This window comes from Escherichia sp. MOD1-EC6300, from assembly GCF_002965045.1.
Classification (GTDB): domain Bacteria; phylum Pseudomonadota; class Gammaproteobacteria; order Enterobacterales; family Enterobacteriaceae; genus Escherichia; species Escherichia coli_F.
In genome coordinates, this window is the sequence record NZ_PTRH01000001.1 from 69,910 (window position 1) to 88,243 (window position 18,334).

Sequence of the window (18,334 nt, forward strand, 5' to 3'; positions counted from 1 at the left end):
CACTATCCTCCGACGACTTCACGATTCAGGTAAGTTTTTATCCATTTCTGCAGTAATTCATCGTTGATTTCTTTATTTTTTGCCATTTGCTGTGTTATTGCTCTGGCGTCAACCGCAGCCTCATTCGCATTATTCATCATGCGCTCATCGATCTCTCTTGGCTCAATAAGAAAGACACGAACGATGTTATTCGCATTTGTTCCTTCATATCCAAATAATTTACCAATAAATGGAATACTGCCTAATATTGGGATCTTGCGACTTTCATAGGTATTCGTATCTCGTGTATATCCACCAATCAAAAGACTTTTCCCTTGAGGCACGCGCGCAATAGTACTTATAAGCGTTCTACCAACCTGAGGCAGGTCATCAACATTGGTCTTGTCGGAATTGATTTCATTGCCATCTTCAATATTCAAGAGTAATTCAATTTGATTTCGCGAAGCAAATCGTGGTAGCACGCTAATCATCGTACCATAGGTTACTTCATCCAACTCCGCAGTACGCTCGCCGACTAATTTAGTATAGAAAGTACGGTTATTATCAAATATAGCAGGAATATTCTCCTGTGTTAAAACGACAGGACGAGCAACAACGGCGGCTCTTCTTTTTTGCGCAAGTGCCTGTATTGTTGCAATAAACTGTGTCCCATCCAGGGTACTAATTGAACCTGAATTATTAAATGATGCACTTAGGCTGGATCCAATTTTTATCGTGCCCGACCAGTCAGCTCCTAACTGTTCTAGATCAGTCTTATCAATATCTATTATCCATAAAGATAATTCAATATGTCGCTTTGGAATATCGAGCGTAGCTACTAACTTCTCGATAAAATCAACCTGAGATACTGTTCCTTTAACAAGTAAACTGTTGGTATCTGGATATGCAATAATTTGTATATCGTCAGTCTCTGGCGCTCCAGCTGTCGATATTATTTTCTCTACTTGTAGGTCATCATCTTCTTCAGCACCAGGAAAAGGAGGCATACGTGATACGTTTTTTAGTTGTTGACGACTTGAAATTTCAGAAAGTACGTTAACCCCAGTGCTTTGCTTAATGTTATTATTTAACAACGTCGATAGTACTTTTGCCATGCCAGGAATAACTATCTTTTCGCCACGTAATTCATAAGTCCGGTCATTAACGAATGTGTTGACCAGGTGAATAATCCCTACTTTATTGCGTCCGATCTCAATGCCATCACTGTTTTGCTCCATTAATTTTGCAGCATTAACGACCAGGTCAACATAAACCGGTGGCCCCGATACATAGAAAGTACCATTGCCGCCCCCTTTAATTTCATAACGAGAGTTATACAGACCCGATTTTTTTAAAAAATTATTAAACTCATTCGTCGATACCTTTCTCAGATTAATCAGCGCATTACGCATCTCTGATGAGTCATAGATATAAATAGCTTTGCCATCATCGTACCAAATAAGTCCCATCTGCGCCGACAGGCGTTCAATCAAGGCATAGGGTTCGGTTAAATCAAAATTTCCGCTGATCTGTTTCTTCATGGCAAGCTTACTTACTATTGTAGGCTTACCCGCATATGATGAAACCGTTTCAAAAAAACTACGTAGATTTTCTTTATTTGCTACGTATCCATTCGCTGCTGCGGCATATGCACCAGGAGTCAATAATCCATTAAAAATGCATAAGGCTGAAATTAATATAATAGTAATACGTAATTTTATTTTCATAACTTTTTACATAGTTCTCTCGGTGTTTTTCCTAACCGGCTTTTTACTTCGGCTGAAAAGTGTGATGAGGATGAGTAGCCATATTTATGCGCAATAGTTGTCATATCACTGTTTCCTTCAATGATTTCCAACACGGCTCTGGCAACTCTCCAGCCACATAATTCCGTTTTAACTTTACCACCCAATGCATAACTACATAAACGGCGAAAATGTGAATACGATACGCCGTAAAGCTCACCAAGATCATAGAGTGAAGTCTGTATGAGCGATTGCGATAATAAATAGCGAACCAGTTTATAGCATTCTGTTTTTCTTAGATGCTGAAACAGAATTTCATTAATATTATCGCTGCTCAGATAAGTGGCTAAAAACCAGGCTTCACTTGCAACTTTACTGAATAGCACAACTTCTGATGCAAAGGGCAAGGCATCAGCAAACAAGTCATGGTGTTCCCTTTCCACACTCCCCGTTGATTCATCTATAAAAGCTAATAATTTACTCAGGATATCAATGCGAAGTGGATGATAAATTACTTTCCCTGCAGTTACCTCAATTTGGCTTCGGTCAATGAGCAGTAATATGTCTTCCACTACAATTAATTTTTGATGGTTATTACCAATTGTAATAACAAGGGTTACATCCTTGTTTTCATTTCCCCGTAAGAACCACATTTCAGGGTCCAGTAGGGTTAACTTCTGTCCTTGAAGCAAAACATTCATTGGAAGTAACAGCCCTTCTTCAATCATGTTTCATCTCCTTATTCCATATTCTCATTCTCCATAAACTTGCTATAAAAACATGATTAAAAAGTGATGATTCCTATTTATAAAATAATGATTTTGTTATGAGCGAATAGCTTTCAGTCACTTACACTTGTACGTCATCCTGTCCATATACAGATTTGTAACTGTTGATATGTTTTACTTAAACACACCTCGTATTTCTTATAACACTTGTTTGGTAACTATTTTCAATACAAATCATATTTGTTAGTTCTTCATTAACGCACTGCGAGTGTTTTGTTACTCCCCGCATATATTTTATTCTCCTGTTCGATTCTATTTTTCTTAATCGATCATATAATTTTCTTGTTAGTCGGATTTACGAATCATGAGACTTATAATGGAAGGAATGAGACTAAGCGGCCAGGTTAAACCTGTAATTATTGCAGCAAACAACCGATATGTTACTTTTTCTTCCGAGAAGATAAATATTAAAGTCGATGTCACAACCAGACCTATCAGGTAAGCTAACAGTAATTTATTGATCACTTTTACCTCCCCTTTCGATTTCTCTTTGAGCGGTCCTTTTAATCCAGGACCGCCTCATTATGAAAACTATTTATTTCCCTCATCATTGATAAGGTTGGACATCTCTTTCAACATGAGAGTCATTGAAGCTTTCGACCAATTTAGCGGAATGATAGGGCTTGGCGCTTCATGCAAAGTTCCCGACTTGTGGATATAGTTATAGCTTTCGGGAAGTGCCATTTCAGGTACACTCCTGCCATTTGCACCAATCATATTCTCGCCTGTTATTTGGGCCAATGATCTATTCATAAATTGCACTGAGTCATTCAAATACTCTTCTTTTCTTGATTCTTTATAAACAATTGCTGCTGATTTTGCATACCATGAGTCAAAAAACCATTCTGCTTCTGTTGATGGAATGAAGCTCTTTTCTCTTTTCGCATGTGAATTTTGATCGGTATCGGTTTTAATATCATTGAACCAAAAATTTGCCGACTGATAATTATCCTTCTCGTATCTTTTTATACCATACGGACCTGCTAGTTTTTTAACTATTTTTAGAACTTGCTCTTTTCTTCTGGTATTTATCTTTGAAAGATTTGCAGGATAAATAACATTAAGTAAGGCCGCATCAGCTTCTCTGTAATGTTTATCTTTTTCCAGATAACCTGGGGATTCTCCCCCTAAATCAAGCTGTAACGTTATTCTTTCATAACCTTTATCTATGAGGTGGTTCAACCTCGTTGTTGAAAGAGGTTCATCCAGTTCATTGGCTTTAGCTTCGCGTAGTAAATCAGAGACAAAAACAGAGTCTTTCTTCGAGAGTAAGTTCGACAAACGTTCCAGTCCAGAGGTCACCAGTGCAACGGAAGATGTGTTTAATCTGGCATCTTCTTCCCACGCTCCGGAATCTTCCATAACATAGAAATTGGCTTTATCCAGATAAGCAATCAGCAGCGCAACCGATTTTAATCGGTCACCTTTTTGCCAATCTTCAGCGTTAATAGTACCAGTATTGATTGCTTGTATAAGGAGATCAAGATAAAGACCTAACGCATCATTTTGTTTATGGTTCCACAGCTGCGGCTTGCCTTCTTCCTGCACATCTGCCATCACGGGGGAGTTGCTGTCAAATCGGATATGCACAGCATTCATTTGCCCAGGAATACCATCCAGTCGTTTTGGGTTGCTAATGACGTCCTGCATCCGCTTAATCTGGTCGGGCGTAGACATATAATCCCACAGAGTGAGCAGAACCTTTTTTGCGGCTACACTATTTCCCTGATCTGATACTAATGCCATATAGCCCCATAAACTATCCCTCAGCCAGACAGCATCATAGTGGGTTTCTGCCGCTGTTTTGTCATCTTCGAAAGTAGAAGCAAGAATAAATGTTCCCCAGGGTTTCTCCGTCAACGTTAACTTTCGTGTATTTTCTGTTAATGTTAACAATCCTTGAATTTCGTCTTTGGTATAGTGGCTCTTTATTTCATTTTTTAATTTGGCTGAGTGAATCAGAAGACGATAATTAGGATACTTATCTGGATTTAACGATAAATAACTTTTATCAGTTGCCGCCCCTGTGGAATTAAGAATGTTAAATACAGATTCACTCGTCACTTCTGCCCCTGTCGCCTGGCATGTGCCGCATGAAAATATACCAGCGAGCAGAAGAGTTAATGCAGATTTCCCTTTCATAAAATATTCCATCTATCGTTTGTTAAAAGCGTAGATAACCACTTATTTAACAACTTGAAAATAAGGTATTTTACCTGGGTTGTTACAAAAGGATTGCATTGCGTAAACGCTTTTTATTTACAAAAAAATGGGGAAGTGTTACAGCGATTGTGAAAAGTCTGAAGCAATTGAATTAAGATAATATAGAAAATCAGATACAGCAAAAATGGCAGATTGATGAGGTGAAGATAAATTGGAGCGGGCGAAGGGAATCGAACCCTCGTATAGAGCTTGGGAAGCTCTCGTTCTACCATTGAACTACGCCCGCTTCGAGATGCGTAAGGCATTATAAACCTTACGCTCTCCTTAGCAAGTGCCGCGCTGCTGACTGCTGATTAATTCGCCATCAGCATTTTGGCTTGCTGCCCTGAGGCGGCAAGTAACGTAGCGGATCAATTGCCGTTGCACGGTAACGAATCTGGAAATGCAGGCGAACCGATGCCGCATCAGTGCTCCCCATAGTGGCGATTTTTTGCCCAGCCTTCACGCTTTGCCCATTATTTACCAGCATCGTGTCATTATGGGCGTAAGCCGTAATGTAATCTTCACTGTGTTTAATCATGATGAGATTACCGTAGCCACGCAGCTGGTTGCCCACATACACCACCTTTCCTGCACCCGCGGCGTAAATAGGTGTACCCCGTGGAGCTGAGATATCAATCCCTTTATTGCCGCCATCAGCTGTCGAATACGGCATGATAACTTTCCCTGTCGTTGGCCATAACCAACAACGTTGCCCTACTGGCGGCCAGGAAGATTTTGGTACTGCTGATGACGGTGTAACCGATGCGGTTTTGGTCGTTGATTTGGCGGTTGATTTACGTGTACTGCTACTTTTCGCCCCACCCAGTTTTAGTTTCTGACCAACTTCAATGGTGTAAGGGGGGGAAATGCCGTTCAGCCGCGCCAGCTCTTTTACGCTGGTTCCCGTGGTGCGCGAAATACGATATAGCGTATCCCCCCGTTTCACGGTGTAAACGGAGCCGGAATACGTTCCTGTATCGGATGATTTGCTACCCGAACAGCCCGCCATAAGCAGTCCAACCGATAACAACATCACGATACCCAGAGATTTTTTATTCAGGCGTCCCGCACTCAAAATCTTTCCTCGCTTAAAAAACAAGACGCCATATCATAGCAGCCAGCCTCTGGATACCCAATCTCTCGCTTCTGGAAAAACGAGGTAATTGAGAAAGAGATTAATTTCATTTGGCAAAGGGAAGTATCATAAGCAAAATATTTGCTGTGGTGGTATCGAAGTTCCTGACTCTTTTACCCTATTTCCCATCCTGATGCGTAATAATCCTGATTTATCACATTGATTTTATCGCCACTCATATTGATACGTATCACTGTCCCTATTCAGGGTCCTGTTTCGTATCGTATCTGTATTTTTTTAACGTCATCACACTTCCTTCCTCCCCTAACGTTTATCGTCGTTTCTGGCGTAAATCTTGCCTGCTTAGACTAAATCTTTGCCATAAGAACCAAATGTTCAAATCGAGGGGATTTCTATGGAAGCGCGGGAAGCAACCGCTACGGGTGAATCATGCATGCGCGTCGATGCCATTGCTAAGGTCACTGGGCGGGCACGATATACTGACGATTATGTTATGGCGGGCATGTGTTACGCGAAATATGTACGTAGCCCTATCGCACATGGTTATGCCGTAAGTATTAATGATGAACAAGCCAGAAGTTTACCAGGCGTACTGGCAATTTTTACCTGGGAAGATGTACCTGATATCCCATTCGCTACAGCTGGGCATGCCTGGACACTTGACGAAAACAAGCGCGATACCGCCGATCGCGCACTGCTAACTCGCCATGTTCGTCATCATGGTGACGCCGTTGCCATCGTCGTGGCCCGTGATGAACTCACGGCAGAAAAAGCGGCGCAATTGGTCAGCATTGAGTGGCAAGAATTACCCGTTATCACCACGCCAGAAGCGGCGCTGGCAGATGACGCTGCACCAATCCATAACGGCGGCAATTTACTAAAACAAAGCTCGATGTCGACGGGTAATGTCCAACAAACAATCGATGCCGCCGATTACCAGGTGCAGGGGCACTATCAGACTCCCGTTATTCAACATTGTCATATGGAAAGCGTGACATCGCTGGCATGGATGGAGGATGACTCTCGAATTACCATCGTTTCCAGCACCCAGATCCCGCACATTGTTCGCCGCGTGGTTGGTCAGGCGCTGGGTATTCCCTGGTCATGCGTACGAGTCATCAAACCGTTTGTCGGTGGCGGTTTTGGTAATAAACAGGATGTGCTGGAAGAGCCCATGGCGGCTTTTCTGACCAGCAAGCTCGGCGGCATTCCGGTGAAAGTTTCCCTTAGCCGTGAAGAGTGTTTCCTCGCAACCCGTACCCGCCACGCTTTTACTATTGACGGGCAAATGGGCGTAAACCGAGACGGAACGTTGAAAGGCTATAGTCTGGATGTTCTGTCTAACACAGGCGCTTATGCATCTCACGGGCACTCCATCGCTTCTGCGGGCGGGAATAAAGTCGCTTACCTTTATCCTCGTTGTGCCTACGCTTACAGTTCAAAGACCTTTTATACCAACCTCCCCTCGGCTGGAGCGATGCGCGGTTATGGCGCGCCACAAGTCGTATTTGCCGTTGAGTCAATGCTTGATGACGCCGCGACAGCGTTAAATATTGATCCTATTGAAATTCGTTTACGCAACGCCGCCCGCGAAGGAGATGCTAATCCGCTCACGGGCAAACGTATTTACAGCGCAGGGTTGCCGGAGTGTCTTGAAAAAGGCCGGAAAATCTTTGAATGGGAAAAACGCCGTGCAGAATGCCAGAACCAGCAAGGCAATTTACGCCGCGGCGTTGGCGTCGCCTGTTTTAGCTACACCTCTAACACCTGGCCTGTCGGCGTAGAAATAGCCGGCGCGCGCCTTCTGATGAATCAGGATGGAACCATCAATGTGCAAAGCGGCGCGACGGAAATCGGCCAGGGTGCCGACACCGTGTTCTCGCAAATGGTGGCAGAAACCGTAGGGGTTCCGGTCAGCGACGTTCGCGTTATTTCAACACAAGATACCGACGTTACGCCGTTCGATCCCGGCGCATTTGCCTCACGCCAGAGCTATGTTGCCGCGCCTGCATTGCGCAGTGCGGCACTGTTATTAAAAGAAAAAATCATCGCTCACGCCGCTGTCATGCTACATCAGTCAGCGATGAATCTGACCCTAATAAAAGGCCATATCGTGCTGGTTGAACGACCGGAAGAATCGTTATTGTCGTTAAAAGATTTGGCGATGGACGCTTTCTACCACCCTGAACGCGGCGGGCAGCTCTCTGCCGAAAGCTCCATCAAAACCACCACTAACCCACCAGCATTTGGCTGTACCTTTGTTGATCTGACGGTCGATATTGCGCTGTGCAAAGTCACCATCAACCGCATCCTCAACGTTCATGATTCGGGTCATATTCTTAATCCGTTGCTGGCAGAAGGTCAGGTACACGGCGGAATGGGGATGGGCATTGGCTGGGCGCTATTTGAAGAAATGATCATCGATGCGAAAAGCGGCGTGGTCCGTAACCCCAATCTGCTGGATTACAAAATGCCGACCATGCCAGATCTGCCACAACTGGAAAGCGCGTTCGTCGAAATCAATGAGCCGCAATCCGCATACGGACATAAGTCACTGGGTGAGCCACCAATAATTCCTGTTGCCGCTGCTATTCGTAACGCGGTGAAAATGGCTACCGGTGTTGCAATCAATACACTGCCGCTGACGCCAAAACGGTTATATGAAGAGTTCCATCTGGCAGGATTGATTTGAGGATAACATCATGTTTGATTTTGCTTCTTACCATCGCGCAGCATCCCTTGCCGATGCAATAAACCTGCTGGCTGACAACCCACAGGCCAAACTGCTCGCCGGTGGCACTGACGTACTGATTCAGCTCCACCATCACAATGACCGTTATCGCCATATTGTTGATATCCACAATCTGACGGAGCTTCGTGGAATTACGCTAGCGGAAGATGACTCGCTACGCATCGGCTCAGCAACGACATTTACCCAGCTCATTGAAGATCCTGTAACTCAACGTCATCTCCCGGCGTTATGTGCTGCGGCCTCGTCCATTGCTGGACCGCAGATCCGTAACGTCGCTACCTACGGAGGAAATATTTGCAATGGAGCCACCAGCGCGGATTCTGCCACGCCAACGCTAATTTATGATGCGAAGCTGGAGATCCACTCCCCGCGCGGTGTTCATTTCGTCCCGATTAATGGCTTCCACACCGGACCGGGCAAAGTATCCCTTGAGCATGACGAAATCCTTGTCGCCTTTCATTTTCCGCCCCAGCCGAAAGAACACGCAGGCAGCGCCCATTTTAAATATGCCATGCGCGATGCGATGGATATTTCAACGATTGGCTGTGCCGCACATTGCCGACTGGATAACGGCAATTTCAGCGAATTACGCCTGGCATTTGGCGTTGCCGCGCCAACGCCGATTCGCTGCCAACATGCCGAACAAACTGCACAAAATGCGCCATTAAACCTGCAAACGCTGGAAGCCATCAGCGAATCAGTCCTGCAGGATGTCGCCCCGCGTTCTTCATGGCGGGCCAGCAAAGAGTTTCGTCTGCATCTCATCCAGACGATGACTAAAAAAGTGATTAGCGAAGCCGTCGCCGCGGCGGGGGGAAAATTGCAATGAATCACAGCGAAACAATTACCATCGCATGCACCATTAACGGGATACCTTTTCAGCTTCACGCCGCGCCAGGCACGCCGCTCTCGGAATTACTCCGCGAACAAGGGCTGCTAAGCGTCAAGCAAGGTTGCTGCGTGGGTGAATGTGGTGCCTGTACGGTGCTGGTCGACGGTACTGCGATAGACAGTTGCTTATACCTTGCCGCCTGGGCTGAAGGCAAAGAAATCCGCACGCTGGAAGGTGAAGCGAAAGGCGGAAAACTTTCTCATGTCCAGCAAGCTTATGCGAAATCCGGCGCGGTGCAGTGCGGGTTTTGTACGCCTGGCCTGATTATGGCTACCACGGCAATGCTGGCGAAACCACGCGAGAAGCCATTAACTATTACGGAGATTCGTCGCGGCCTGGCGGGAAATCTTTGTCGCTGCACGGGGTATCAGATGATTGTAAATACAGTTCTGGATTGCGAGAAAACGAAGTAAAAGGATATCCGGCCTGAACTCAGGCCGGATTTACTGAGGTTATGCGTTTAACAACTCATATTTCTTTATCTTGCGATAGAGCGTAGCAATGCCGATACCCAGTTCATCAGCAACTTGCTTCTTGCTGCTATGACGTGAAAGCGCCTCGCGGATCATTTGCTTTTCCATCTCCTCCAGCGCCGTGCCGCCCGCATCATCGAGTGCCAAGTGCGCCTCGCTGACCTCTGTTACATCACTTTGCTCCGTTGTGCCATTATTCAGCAAATTTGGAGGCAATAGCGTGCTGTCGATAACTTCACCTGAAGGAACAACGTTAACCAGATATTCCATTAAATTGCTTAACTCGCGCAGGTTTCCGGGCCAACGATGCTTACGCAATATCTCGACGACATCGGGAGCAATGCCAGGATAAACCGATCCCAGACGACGGGTATGCAGATGTAAAAAGTAATGTACCAGCAGTTCAATATCTTCCTGACGTTCACGCAGCGGTGGAAGAGTGATCGGGATAACATTGAGTCGGTAGAAGAGATCTTCGCGGAATTTACCTTCGGCAATGAACTGGGCCAAATTCTGGTTAGTTGCAGAAATGATTCGGATGTCGACCTGAATTGGGCTACTGGCACCAATCGGCAGTATTTCACGCGCCTCAATAGCGCGCAGTAATTTAGCCTGCAACATTAATGGCATATCACCAATTTCATCGAGAAACAGCGTGCCCGTATTCGCCGCCTGAATCAACCCTGTTTTACCGTTGGCTGAAGCGCCAGTAAATGCGCCTTTAACATAACCGAATAGTTCGCTCTCCAGAAGTTGTTCAGGAATCGCGGCACAGTTGATAGCAATAAAGGGTTTATTTCGTCTTCCACTCAACTTATGGATTGCACGCGCGACGACTTCTTTACCCGTGCCGCTTTCACCAACCACCATAACGCTGGATGGGCTGGGCGCAATACGGCTAATGAGTCGTTTTAATTGCCGCATAACACGGCACTCGCCAACCAATTGTTCAATATGCGGTTCATCAGGTGCATTTGCTACAGAAAAACTGGTATGCGATTGGTGAAACGCCATTAAAAATAATTGTCTGCCCTGAATGTTATGCAATTGGCCAATGATTAATTCACTTTTATCGTCCCACGAAACAATATGTTGCATATGTCCGTGGGTAAAATTACTCTCAAATGTTAATGGTCTGAAACGGATAGGTTTCCCAATAATATTATTTTGCACAACACCGAGTGTTTTTAAGGCCGTCTGATTAACAAACTGAACCCGATTATCGTCATCAACAACTAATACGCCCTGATCCATATTATCGATCATGGTCGCGAATATTTTACTGATGTTATCTCCTGGTCCCTGATCCTCCAGAAGTTTCGAAACAAAAATGGTGGATATATGGCGAACGTAATCAGAAAACTCGCGTAAATTATCACTGATATGTTCTTGTTGCTCGTGGGTAACTGCAATCAAACTTATCACCCCAACACAACGATCCTGTAAAATGACAGGCGTACCCAGAAATGCTTTTTCGCGACAATTATCTTTATTATCGCAACCTTCGCAAAGGGGATCGAAGCGAGACTGTGTCACAACTTTTTCAGTTTTCGTTTCCAGGACGTGGCGGAGCAGGCGTGAGTTGCCGCTCAACTGGCGGCCAAGAAACTTCCCATACGCGCCCGTTCCGGCGACGCGACACAAGTTTTCATCAACGATCTCAACCTCAAGCTGCAAAACGCTGGCAAGCATTCTGGCAAAACGCTGAATTGTCGGTTGAATTTGCATCAATACTGACTGCGTAGTAGCAAGCTCCATAGCTTTACCTTCCAGACTTACTTAAAAGTCGATCATTGAAGACGTTGATGGTTCACAGATCATCATGATATTAACTCAGGCGAAATTGGCTTTGATAAAAACATAAGGTTTTTATCACTTTCTAATGAAATTATGGAAGAGATATCACATTTCTATATCAATATGAGAATTACAGCGGTGAGTTTATCAAACTGACGAGGGATAGCCTGCCCCTTTATCTTATTTCTGATACTTAGCAGCAAATAAACAACGCAATAAAAAAAGCCAAACGTTTTCGTATTTTACACACAACCGGAAGCTGGCATCAATTTGTGATCTACACCACACATTACCCGTCAAATTAGTCTTTTATAGCCGTGTGGATAATTCTGGCACACTTATTGTTAGTCCCTGGTATAGCTGTGAAAACACCAATCACTTTGGCAAGTCACAGTGAAATAAACCACTTTGCCTGTCATTCCACTACCGGGACTTTATGATGAAAACTGTTAATGAGCTGATTAAGGATATCAATTCGCTGACCTCTCACCTTCACGAGAAAGATTTTTTGTTAACGTGGGAACAGACGCCTGATGAACTGAAACAAGTACTGGACGTTGCCGCAGCATTAAAAGCACTGCGTGCTGAAAACATCTCAACCAAAGTCTTTAATAGTGGATTAGGTATTTCCGTATTCCGCGACAACTCCACCCGTACCCGCTTCTCTTATGCTTCCGCGCTTAACCTGCTCGGCCTTGCACAGCAAGATCTCGACGAAGGCAAATCACAAATCGCTCACGGCGAAACCGTACGTGAAACCGCCAATATGATCTCCTTCTGCGCCGACGCTATTGGTATTCGTGACGATATGTATCTGGGCGCAGGTAACGCCTATATGCGTGAAGTTGGCGCTGCGCTTGATGACGGCTACAAGCAGGGCGTGCTTCCACAGCGTCCGGCTTTAGTGAACCTACAATGCGATATCGACCATCCGACTCAGTCAATGGCTGACCTGGCATGGTTGCGTGAACACTTTGGTTCGCTCGAAAACCTGAAAGGTAAAAAAATCGCCATGACTTGGGCATACTCGCCAAGCTACGGCAAACCGCTCTCTGTACCGCAAGGCATTATCGGCCTGATGACCCGCTTCGGTATGGATGTCACCCTGGCCCATCCGGAAGGCTACGATTTGATCCCGGATGTAGTTGAAGTAGCTAAAAATAATGCTAAAGCCTCTGGCGGTAGCTTCCGTCAGGTCACCAGCATGGAAGAAGCCTTCAAAGACGCAGACATCGTTTATCCGAAGTCATGGGCACCTTACAAAGTGATGGAAGAGCGTACTGAACTGCTGCGTGCGAACGATCACGAAGGCTTAAAAGCACTGGAAAAACAGTGTCTGGCACAGAACGCGCAACACAAAGACTGGCATTGCACTGAAGAGATGATGGAACTGACCCGTGATGGCGAAGCCCTGTACATGCACTGCCTGCCAGCAGATATCAGCGGCGTATCCTGCAAAGAAGGTGAAGTCACTGAAGGCGTATTCGAAAAATACCGTATCGCGACCTACAAAGAAGCCAGCTGGAAGCCATACATCATCGCAGCAATGATCCTTTCCCGTAAATATTCCAAACCAGGCGCACTGCTCGAACAACTGCTGAAAGAAGCGCAAGAACGCGTGAAATAACCCCCTCGGGCCGATCGACAGGTCGGCTCTCTATTTCCAGAGGCCAAAAGGATAGGATATGTCCGTTTTCTCATTGAAGATTGATATCGCCGATAACAAATTTTTCAACGGCGAAACATCACCGCTCTTTTCGCAAAGCCAGGCAAAACTGGCGCGCCAGTTCCACCAGAAAATTGCTGGCTATCGCCCAACACCACTTTGCGCGCTGGACGATCTCGCAAACCTTTTTGGGGTGAAAAAAATTCTCGTTAAGGACGAATCAAAACGATTCGGTCTGAACGCATTCAAAATGCTCGGCGGCGCATATGCCATCGCTCAGTTGTTGTGCGAAAAATATCATCTTGATATCGAAACACTGTCATTCGAGCATCTGAAAAATGCCATCGGCGAAAAAATGACATTTGCTACAACGACCGACGGCAACCACGGGCGCGGTGTTGCCTGGGCAGCACAGCAACTCGGTCAGAACGCGGTAATTTACATGCCGAAAGGTTCCGCTCAGGAACGCGTTGACGCCATTCTGAACCTCGGAGCCGAGTGCATCGTCACTGATATGAACTATGACGATACCGTTCGCCTGACCATGCAACACGCGCAGCAACACGGCTGGGAAGTGGTGCAAGATACCGCCTGGGAAGGCTACACCAAAATCCCAACCTGGATCATGCAGGGCTATGCCACTCTGGCAGATGAAGCCGTCGAGCAAATGCGTGAAATGGGCGTAACCCCAACTCACGTTCTGCTGCAAGCCGGTGTCGGCGCGATGGCCGGCGGCGTACTGGGTTATCTGGTCGACGTCTACAGCCCGCAAAACCTGCACAGCATTATTGTTGAACCTGACAAAGCTGACTGTATCTATCGTTCTGGTGTCAAAGGCGACATCGTCAACGTTGGCGGCGATATGGCCACTATCATGGCGGGCCTGGCTTGCGGCGAACCTAACCCACTGGGCTGGGAAATCCTACGTAACTGCGCCACCCAATTCATCTCCTGCCAGGACAGCGTTGCCGCATTAGGTATGCGCGTGCTGGGTAATCCGTACGGCAACGACCCGCGCATCATCTCCGGTGAATCCGGCGCTGTCGGTTTGGGCGTTCTCGCGGCGGTTCATTATCACCCGCAACGTCAAAGCCTGATGGAAAAACTAGCGCTGAACAAAGATGCAGTGGTGCTGGTTATCAGCACTGAAGGCGACACCGACGTGAAGCACTACCGCGAAGTTGTCTGGGAAGGCAAACACTCTGTAGCACCTTAATCACCCTATTGGAACTGCTCCCCGCAAAACGGGGAGTAAAAAATCTGGAGAAAAATAATGGCTAAGAATATTCCATTCAAACTGATTCTTGAAAAAGCAAAAGATTACCAGGCAGACATGACTCGCTTCCTGCGCGACATGGTTGCGATCCCCAGCGAAAGCTGCGACGAAAAACGCGTAGTGCATCGTATTAAAGAAGAGATGGAAAAAGTCGGCTTCGATAAAGTTGAAATCGACCCGATGGGCAACGTTCTCGGTTATATCGGTCACGGCCCGCGTCTGGTGGCAATGGATGCTCATATTGATACCGTCGGCATTGGCAACATCAAAAACTGGGACTTCGATCCGTACGAAGGCATGGAAACTGATGAACTGATCGGTGGTCGCGGTACTTCCGACCAGGAAGGCGGCATGGCCTCTATGGTTTATGCCGGTAAAATCATTAAAGACCTCGGTCTGGAAGATGAATATACCCTGCTGGTTACCGGTACGGTGCAGGAAGAAGACTGCGACGGTCTGTGCTGGCAGTACATTATTGAACAATCCGGCATTCGCCCGGAATTTGTGGTCAGTACTGAACCGACTGATTGCCAGGTATACCGTGGTCAACGCGGTCGTATGGAAATTCGCATTGATGTTCAGGGTGTTAGCTGCCACGGTTCTGCACCAGAACGCGGTGACAACGCCATTTTCAAAATGGGTCCGATTCTTGGCGAATTACAAGAACTCTCCCAGCGCCTGGGCTATGATGAATTCCTCGGCAAAGGCACCCTCACCGTTTCTGAAATTTTCTTCACATCCCCAAGCCGTTGCGCTGTAGCAGATAGCTGCGCAGTTTCAATCGACCGTCGTCTGACCTGGGGCGAAACCTGGGAAGGCGCGCTGGACGAAATCCGCGCCCTGCCTGCGGTACAGAAAGCTAACGCGGTTGTTTCTATGTACAACTACGACCGTCCGTCCTGGACTGGCCTGGTTTACCCAACCGAATGCTACTTCCCGACCTGGAAAGTGGAAGAAGATCACTTCACTGTTAAAGCACTGGTGAATGCCTACGAAGGTCTGTTTGGCAAAGCGCCGGTTGTTGATAAGTGGACCTTCTCAACTAACGGCGTATCTATCATGGGTCGTCACGGCATTCCGGTGATCGGCTTTGGCCCGGGTAAAGAACCTGAAGCGCATGCACCTAACGAAAAAACCTGGAAATCTCACCTGGTGACCTGTGCCGCGATGTACGCTGCAATCCCGTTAAGCTGGCTGGCAACCGAATAATTACTCTTCACTTATTCCCCTCCGGTTCGCCGGAGGGTTTTTGGAGTTTGCTATGCGCGTATTGATCAAAAACGGCACTGTCGTTAACGCAGATGGACAAGCCAAACAAGATTTGCTGATTGAAAGCGGGATTGTTCGCCAGTTGGGCTCCGATATTTCGCCGCAGCTCCCTTATGAAGAAATTGATGCTACTGGCTGTTACGTTTTCCCTGGCGGCGTAGATGTCCATACACACTTCAATATTGATGTCGGCATCGCGCGCAGTTGTGATGATTTTTTTACCGGTACCCGCGCAGCTGCGTGTGGCGGTACAACAACCATTATTGACCATATGGGATTTGGACCAAATGGCTGCCGATTACGCCATCAACTGGAAGTTTATCGTGGTTATGCCGCCCATAAAGCGGTTATTGACTACAGCTTTCACGGTGTTATCCAGCACATTAATCACGCCATCCTCGACGAAATTCCGATGATGGTCGAAGAAGGGCTGAGCAGTTTTAAACTCTATTTAACCTATCAATATAAACTCAACGATGATGAAGTGTTGCAGGCATTACGCCGCTTGCATGAGTCTGGCGCACTGACCACCGTGCACCCGGAAAATGACGCGGCTATCGCCAGCAAGCGGGCGGAGTTTATTGCCGCAGGGTTAACCGCGCCGCGCTATCACGCCTTGAGTCGCCCTCTGGAATGCGAAGCGGAAGCCATCGCCCGCATGATTAACCTGGCACAAATTGCCGGTAACGCCCCGCTCTATATCGTCCACCTCTCTAACGGCTTAGGTCTGGATTATCTGCGTCTTGCCCGCGCGAATCAGCAGCCAGTCTGGGTTGAAACCTGCCCGCAATATCTCCTGCTGGACGAACGCAGTTACGATACAGAAGACGGCATGAAGTTCATTCTTAGCCCACCACTGCGTAACGTACGCGAGCAGGACAAACTGTGGTGTGGCATTAGTGATGGTGCGATTGACGTGGTGGCGACCGATCACTGCACCTTCTCGATGGCTCAACGCCTGCAAATTTCTAAAGGCGATTTCAGTCGCTGCCCAAATGGCTTACCCGGTGTGGAAAACCGCATGCAGTTACTGTTTTCCAGTGGAGTGATGACGGGACGTATAACACCGGAACGTTTTGTTGAACTAACCAGTGCAATGCCCGCCAGGCTGTTTGGCCTGTGGCCGCAAAAAGGGATATTAGCGCCCGGTTCCGATGGTGACGTGGTGATTATCGACCCACGTCAGAGCCAACAAATTCAGCATAGCCATCTCCACGACAACGCCGACTACTCGCCCTGGGAGGGGTTTACCTGTCAGGGCGCGATTGTCAGAACATTATCCCGTGGTGAAACGATTTTCTGTGACGGCACCTTTACAGGTAAAGCCGGGCGAGGTCGTTTCCTGCGACGCAAACCGTTTGTCCCTCCCGTGCTCTAACCACTGCCAGGGATCTATACACAATCAAGAATGATGAGTGAGGAAAAATGAGTAAGAAAATTGTTCTCGCCCTGGGCGGGAATGCGCTGGGCGACGATCTAGCCGGACAAATGAAAGCGGTAAAAATTACGTCTCAGGCAATTGTTGATTTAATTGCCCAGGGACATGAGGTCATCGTCACTCATGGTAACGGGCCGCAGGTAGGCATGATTAACCAGGCCTTTGAAGCCGCCGCAAAAACTGAAGCGCACTCGCCAATGCTGCCGATGTCTGTCTGTGTTGCCTTAAGCCAGGGATATATTGGTTACGATTTGCAAAACGCCTTAAGGGAAGAGTTGCTCTCCCGTGGCATTCATAAACCCGTTGTCACTCTGGTGACCCAGGTCGAAGTCGACGCTAACGATCCGGCATTCCTCAACCCGACCAAACCGATCGGTTCGTTCTTTACCGAGCAGGAAGCTGAACTTCTGACAAAACAGGGCTACACCCTGAAAGAAGATGCTGGTCGCGGCTATCGCCGTGTTGTTGCTTCACCAAAACCGGTTGATATCATTGAAAAAGAGACGGTAAAAGCGCTGGTAGAAGCAGGCCAGGTGGTGATCACCGTTGGCGGTGGTGGCATTCCTGTTATTCGTGAAGGCAACCATCTGCGCGGTGCCAGTGCGGTTATCGATAAAGACTGGGCCAGCGCCCGTTTAGCAGAAATGATTGATGCCGATATGCTGATCATTCTGACTGCGGTAGAAAAAGTGGCCATTAACTTCGGTAAAGAGAACGAACAGTGGCTCGATCGCCTGTCATTAAGTGATGCTGAACGCTTTATCGAAGAAGGTCATTTTGCGAAAGGTTCTATGCTGCCTAAAGTGGAAGCAGCCGCCTCGTTTGCTCGCTCTCGCGCTGGACGCGAAGCACTGATTACCGTATTGAGCAAAGCGAAAGAAGGGATTGAAGGCAAAACCGGAACGGTGATTTGTCAGTAATTTAAAGGCCGGGTGGGTAATACCATCCGGCCATTTTC

14 protein-coding genes and 1 tRNA gene are annotated in these 18,334 nt (G+C 47.0%); 8 read left to right on the forward strand and 7 right to left on the reverse strand.

The genetic code is table 11. The features are described 5' to 3' along the window. Positions 1–2: 2 nt before the first annotated feature. The 6 genes from sctC to actS form a co-directional block, all read right to left on the reverse strand. A complete protein-coding gene (sctC, locus tag BGE37_RS00345; protein WP_000694676.1) occupies positions 3–1,706 on the reverse strand; it encodes a type III secretion system outer membrane ring subunit SctC in 1,704 nt (567 codons plus the stop codon). After that, positions 1,703–2,452, reverse strand: coding sequence for a type III secretion system transcriptional regulator EivF (gene eivF, locus BGE37_RS00350; protein ID WP_105276697.1), 750 nt, complete (start codon positions 2,450–2,452; stop codon positions 1,703–1,705). The genes sctC and eivF overlap by 4 nt, the downstream gene beginning before the upstream one ends. A 345-nt stretch (positions 2,453–2,797) precedes the next feature. Beyond that, entirely contained in the window at positions 2,798–2,977 is a 180-nt protein-coding gene (locus tag BGE37_RS00355; protein WP_001301699.1) for a GhoT/OrtT family toxin, read from the reverse strand. Between the two features lie 66 nt (positions 2,978–3,043). After that, on the reverse strand, positions 3,044–4,654 hold the full coding sequence (locus BGE37_RS00360) for a glycoside hydrolase family 15 protein (protein ID WP_123057311.1): 1,611 nt from the start codon (positions 4,652–4,654) through the stop codon (positions 3,044–3,046). Positions 4,655–4,887: 233 nt separating this feature from the next. Beyond that, a tRNA-Gly gene (locus BGE37_RS00365) sits at positions 4,888–4,961 on the reverse strand. Positions 4,962–5,039: 78 nt separating this feature from the next. Then, positions 5,040–5,792 (reverse strand): amidase activator ActS, encoded by a 753-nt coding sequence (gene actS, locus BGE37_RS00370; RefSeq protein ID WP_105276698.1) that lies wholly within the window; start codon positions 5,790–5,792, stop codon positions 5,040–5,042. Between the two features lie 415 nt (positions 5,793–6,207). Here actS and xdhA point away from each other — a divergent pair, with 415 nt between their 5' ends. From xdhA to xdhC, 3 genes are read left to right on the forward strand one after another with little or no spacing between them, the layout of a single operon-like run. Further along, positions 6,208–8,505 carry a xanthine dehydrogenase molybdenum-binding subunit XdhA gene (gene xdhA, locus BGE37_RS00380; RefSeq protein ID WP_105287655.1) on the forward strand — a complete coding sequence of 766 codons (2,298 nt, stop codon included), beginning with the start codon at positions 6,208–6,210 and terminating at the stop codon, positions 8,503–8,505. A gap of 10 nt (positions 8,506–8,515) precedes the next feature. Next, entirely contained in the window at positions 8,516–9,394 is an 879-nt protein-coding gene (gene xdhB, locus BGE37_RS00385) for a xanthine dehydrogenase FAD-binding subunit XdhB (RefSeq protein WP_105276700.1), read from the forward strand. Then, positions 9,391–9,870, forward strand: a complete 480-nt coding sequence (gene xdhC / locus BGE37_RS00390) for a xanthine dehydrogenase iron sulfur-binding subunit XdhC (RefSeq protein WP_001016584.1) — start codon at positions 9,391–9,393, stop codon at positions 9,868–9,870. Before xdhB ends, xdhC begins: the two co-directional genes overlap by 4 nt. 39 nt (positions 9,871–9,909) lie before the next feature. Here xdhC and BGE37_RS00395 read toward each other — a convergent pair whose 3' ends face one another. After that, positions 9,910–11,688, reverse strand: a complete 1,779-nt coding sequence (locus tag BGE37_RS00395; protein ID WP_105276701.1) for a sigma-54 interaction domain-containing protein — start codon at positions 11,686–11,688, stop codon at positions 9,910–9,912. A gap of 478 nt (positions 11,689–12,166) precedes the next feature. Here BGE37_RS00395 and ygeW point away from each other — a divergent pair, with 478 nt between their 5' ends. Genes ygeW through arcC form a run of 5 tightly spaced genes read left to right on the forward strand, consistent with a single transcriptional unit; the run spans position 12,167 to position 18,296 of the window. Further along, entirely contained in the window at positions 12,167–13,354 is a 1,188-nt protein-coding gene (ygeW, locus tag BGE37_RS00400; RefSeq protein WP_001360948.1) for a knotted carbamoyltransferase YgeW, read from the forward strand. A gap of 58 nt (positions 13,355–13,412) precedes the next feature. After that, positions 13,413–14,609 (forward strand): diaminopropionate ammonia-lyase, encoded by a 1,197-nt coding sequence (gene dpaL, locus BGE37_RS00405; RefSeq protein ID WP_000110494.1) that lies wholly within the window; start codon positions 13,413–13,415, stop codon positions 14,607–14,609. A gap of 57 nt (positions 14,610–14,666) precedes the next feature. Further along, complete coding sequence (locus BGE37_RS00410; RefSeq protein ID WP_001107125.1) at positions 14,667–15,878, forward strand: YgeY family selenium metabolism-linked hydrolase; 1,212 nt, start codon at positions 14,667–14,669, stop codon at positions 15,876–15,878. Between the two features lie 52 nt (positions 15,879–15,930). After that, positions 15,931–17,316 (forward strand): D-phenylhydantoinase, encoded by a 1,386-nt coding sequence (gene hyuA / locus BGE37_RS00415; protein WP_105276822.1) that lies wholly within the window; start codon positions 15,931–15,933, stop codon positions 17,314–17,316. A gap of 47 nt (positions 17,317–17,363) precedes the next feature. Then, the gene (gene arcC / locus BGE37_RS00420; RefSeq protein ID WP_088541703.1) at positions 17,364–18,296 is read left to right on the forward strand and encodes a carbamate kinase; all 933 of its coding nucleotides are present in this window, start codon (positions 17,364–17,366) and stop codon (positions 18,294–18,296) included. Positions 18,297–18,334: the final 38 nt, after the last annotated feature.

Bases quoted from the DNA above. Each gene is read 5' to 3' on its own strand.
- BGE37_RS00395 (WP_105276701.1), bottom strand. From the start codon at position 11,688: ATGGAGCTTGCTACTACGCAGTCAGTATTGATGCAAATTCAACCGACA.
- BGE37_RS00360 (WP_123057311.1), bottom strand. From the start codon at position 4,654: ATGAAAGGGAAATCTGCATTAACTCTTCTGCTCGCTGGTATATTTTCA.
- hyuA (WP_105276822.1), top strand. From the start codon at position 15,931: ATGCGCGTATTGATCAAAAACGGCACTGTCGTTAACGCAGATGGACAA.
- dpaL (WP_000110494.1), top strand. From the start codon at position 13,413: ATGTCCGTTTTCTCATTGAAGATTGATATCGCCGATAACAAATTTTTC.
- xdhC (WP_001016584.1), top strand. From the start codon at position 9,391: ATGAATCACAGCGAAACAATTACCATCGCATGCACCATTAACGGGATA.
- eivF (WP_105276697.1), bottom strand. From the start codon at position 2,452: ATGATTGAAGAAGGGCTGTTACTTCCAATGAATGTTTTGCTTCAAGGA.
- xdhB (WP_105276700.1), top strand. From the start codon at position 8,516: ATGTTTGATTTTGCTTCTTACCATCGCGCAGCATCCCTTGCCGATGCA.
- xdhA (WP_105287655.1), top strand. From the start codon at position 6,208: ATGGAAGCGCGGGAAGCAACCGCTACGGGTGAATCATGCATGCGCGTC.
- ygeW (WP_001360948.1), top strand. From the start codon at position 12,167: ATGAAAACTGTTAATGAGCTGATTAAGGATATCAATTCGCTGACCTCT.
- BGE37_RS00410 (WP_001107125.1), top strand. From the start codon at position 14,667: ATGGCTAAGAATATTCCATTCAAACTGATTCTTGAAAAAGCAAAAGAT.
- arcC (WP_088541703.1), top strand. From the start codon at position 17,364: ATGAGTAAGAAAATTGTTCTCGCCCTGGGCGGGAATGCGCTGGGCGAC.
- sctC (WP_000694676.1), bottom strand. From the start codon at position 1,706: ATGAAAATAAAATTACGTATTACTATTATATTAATTTCAGCCTTATGC.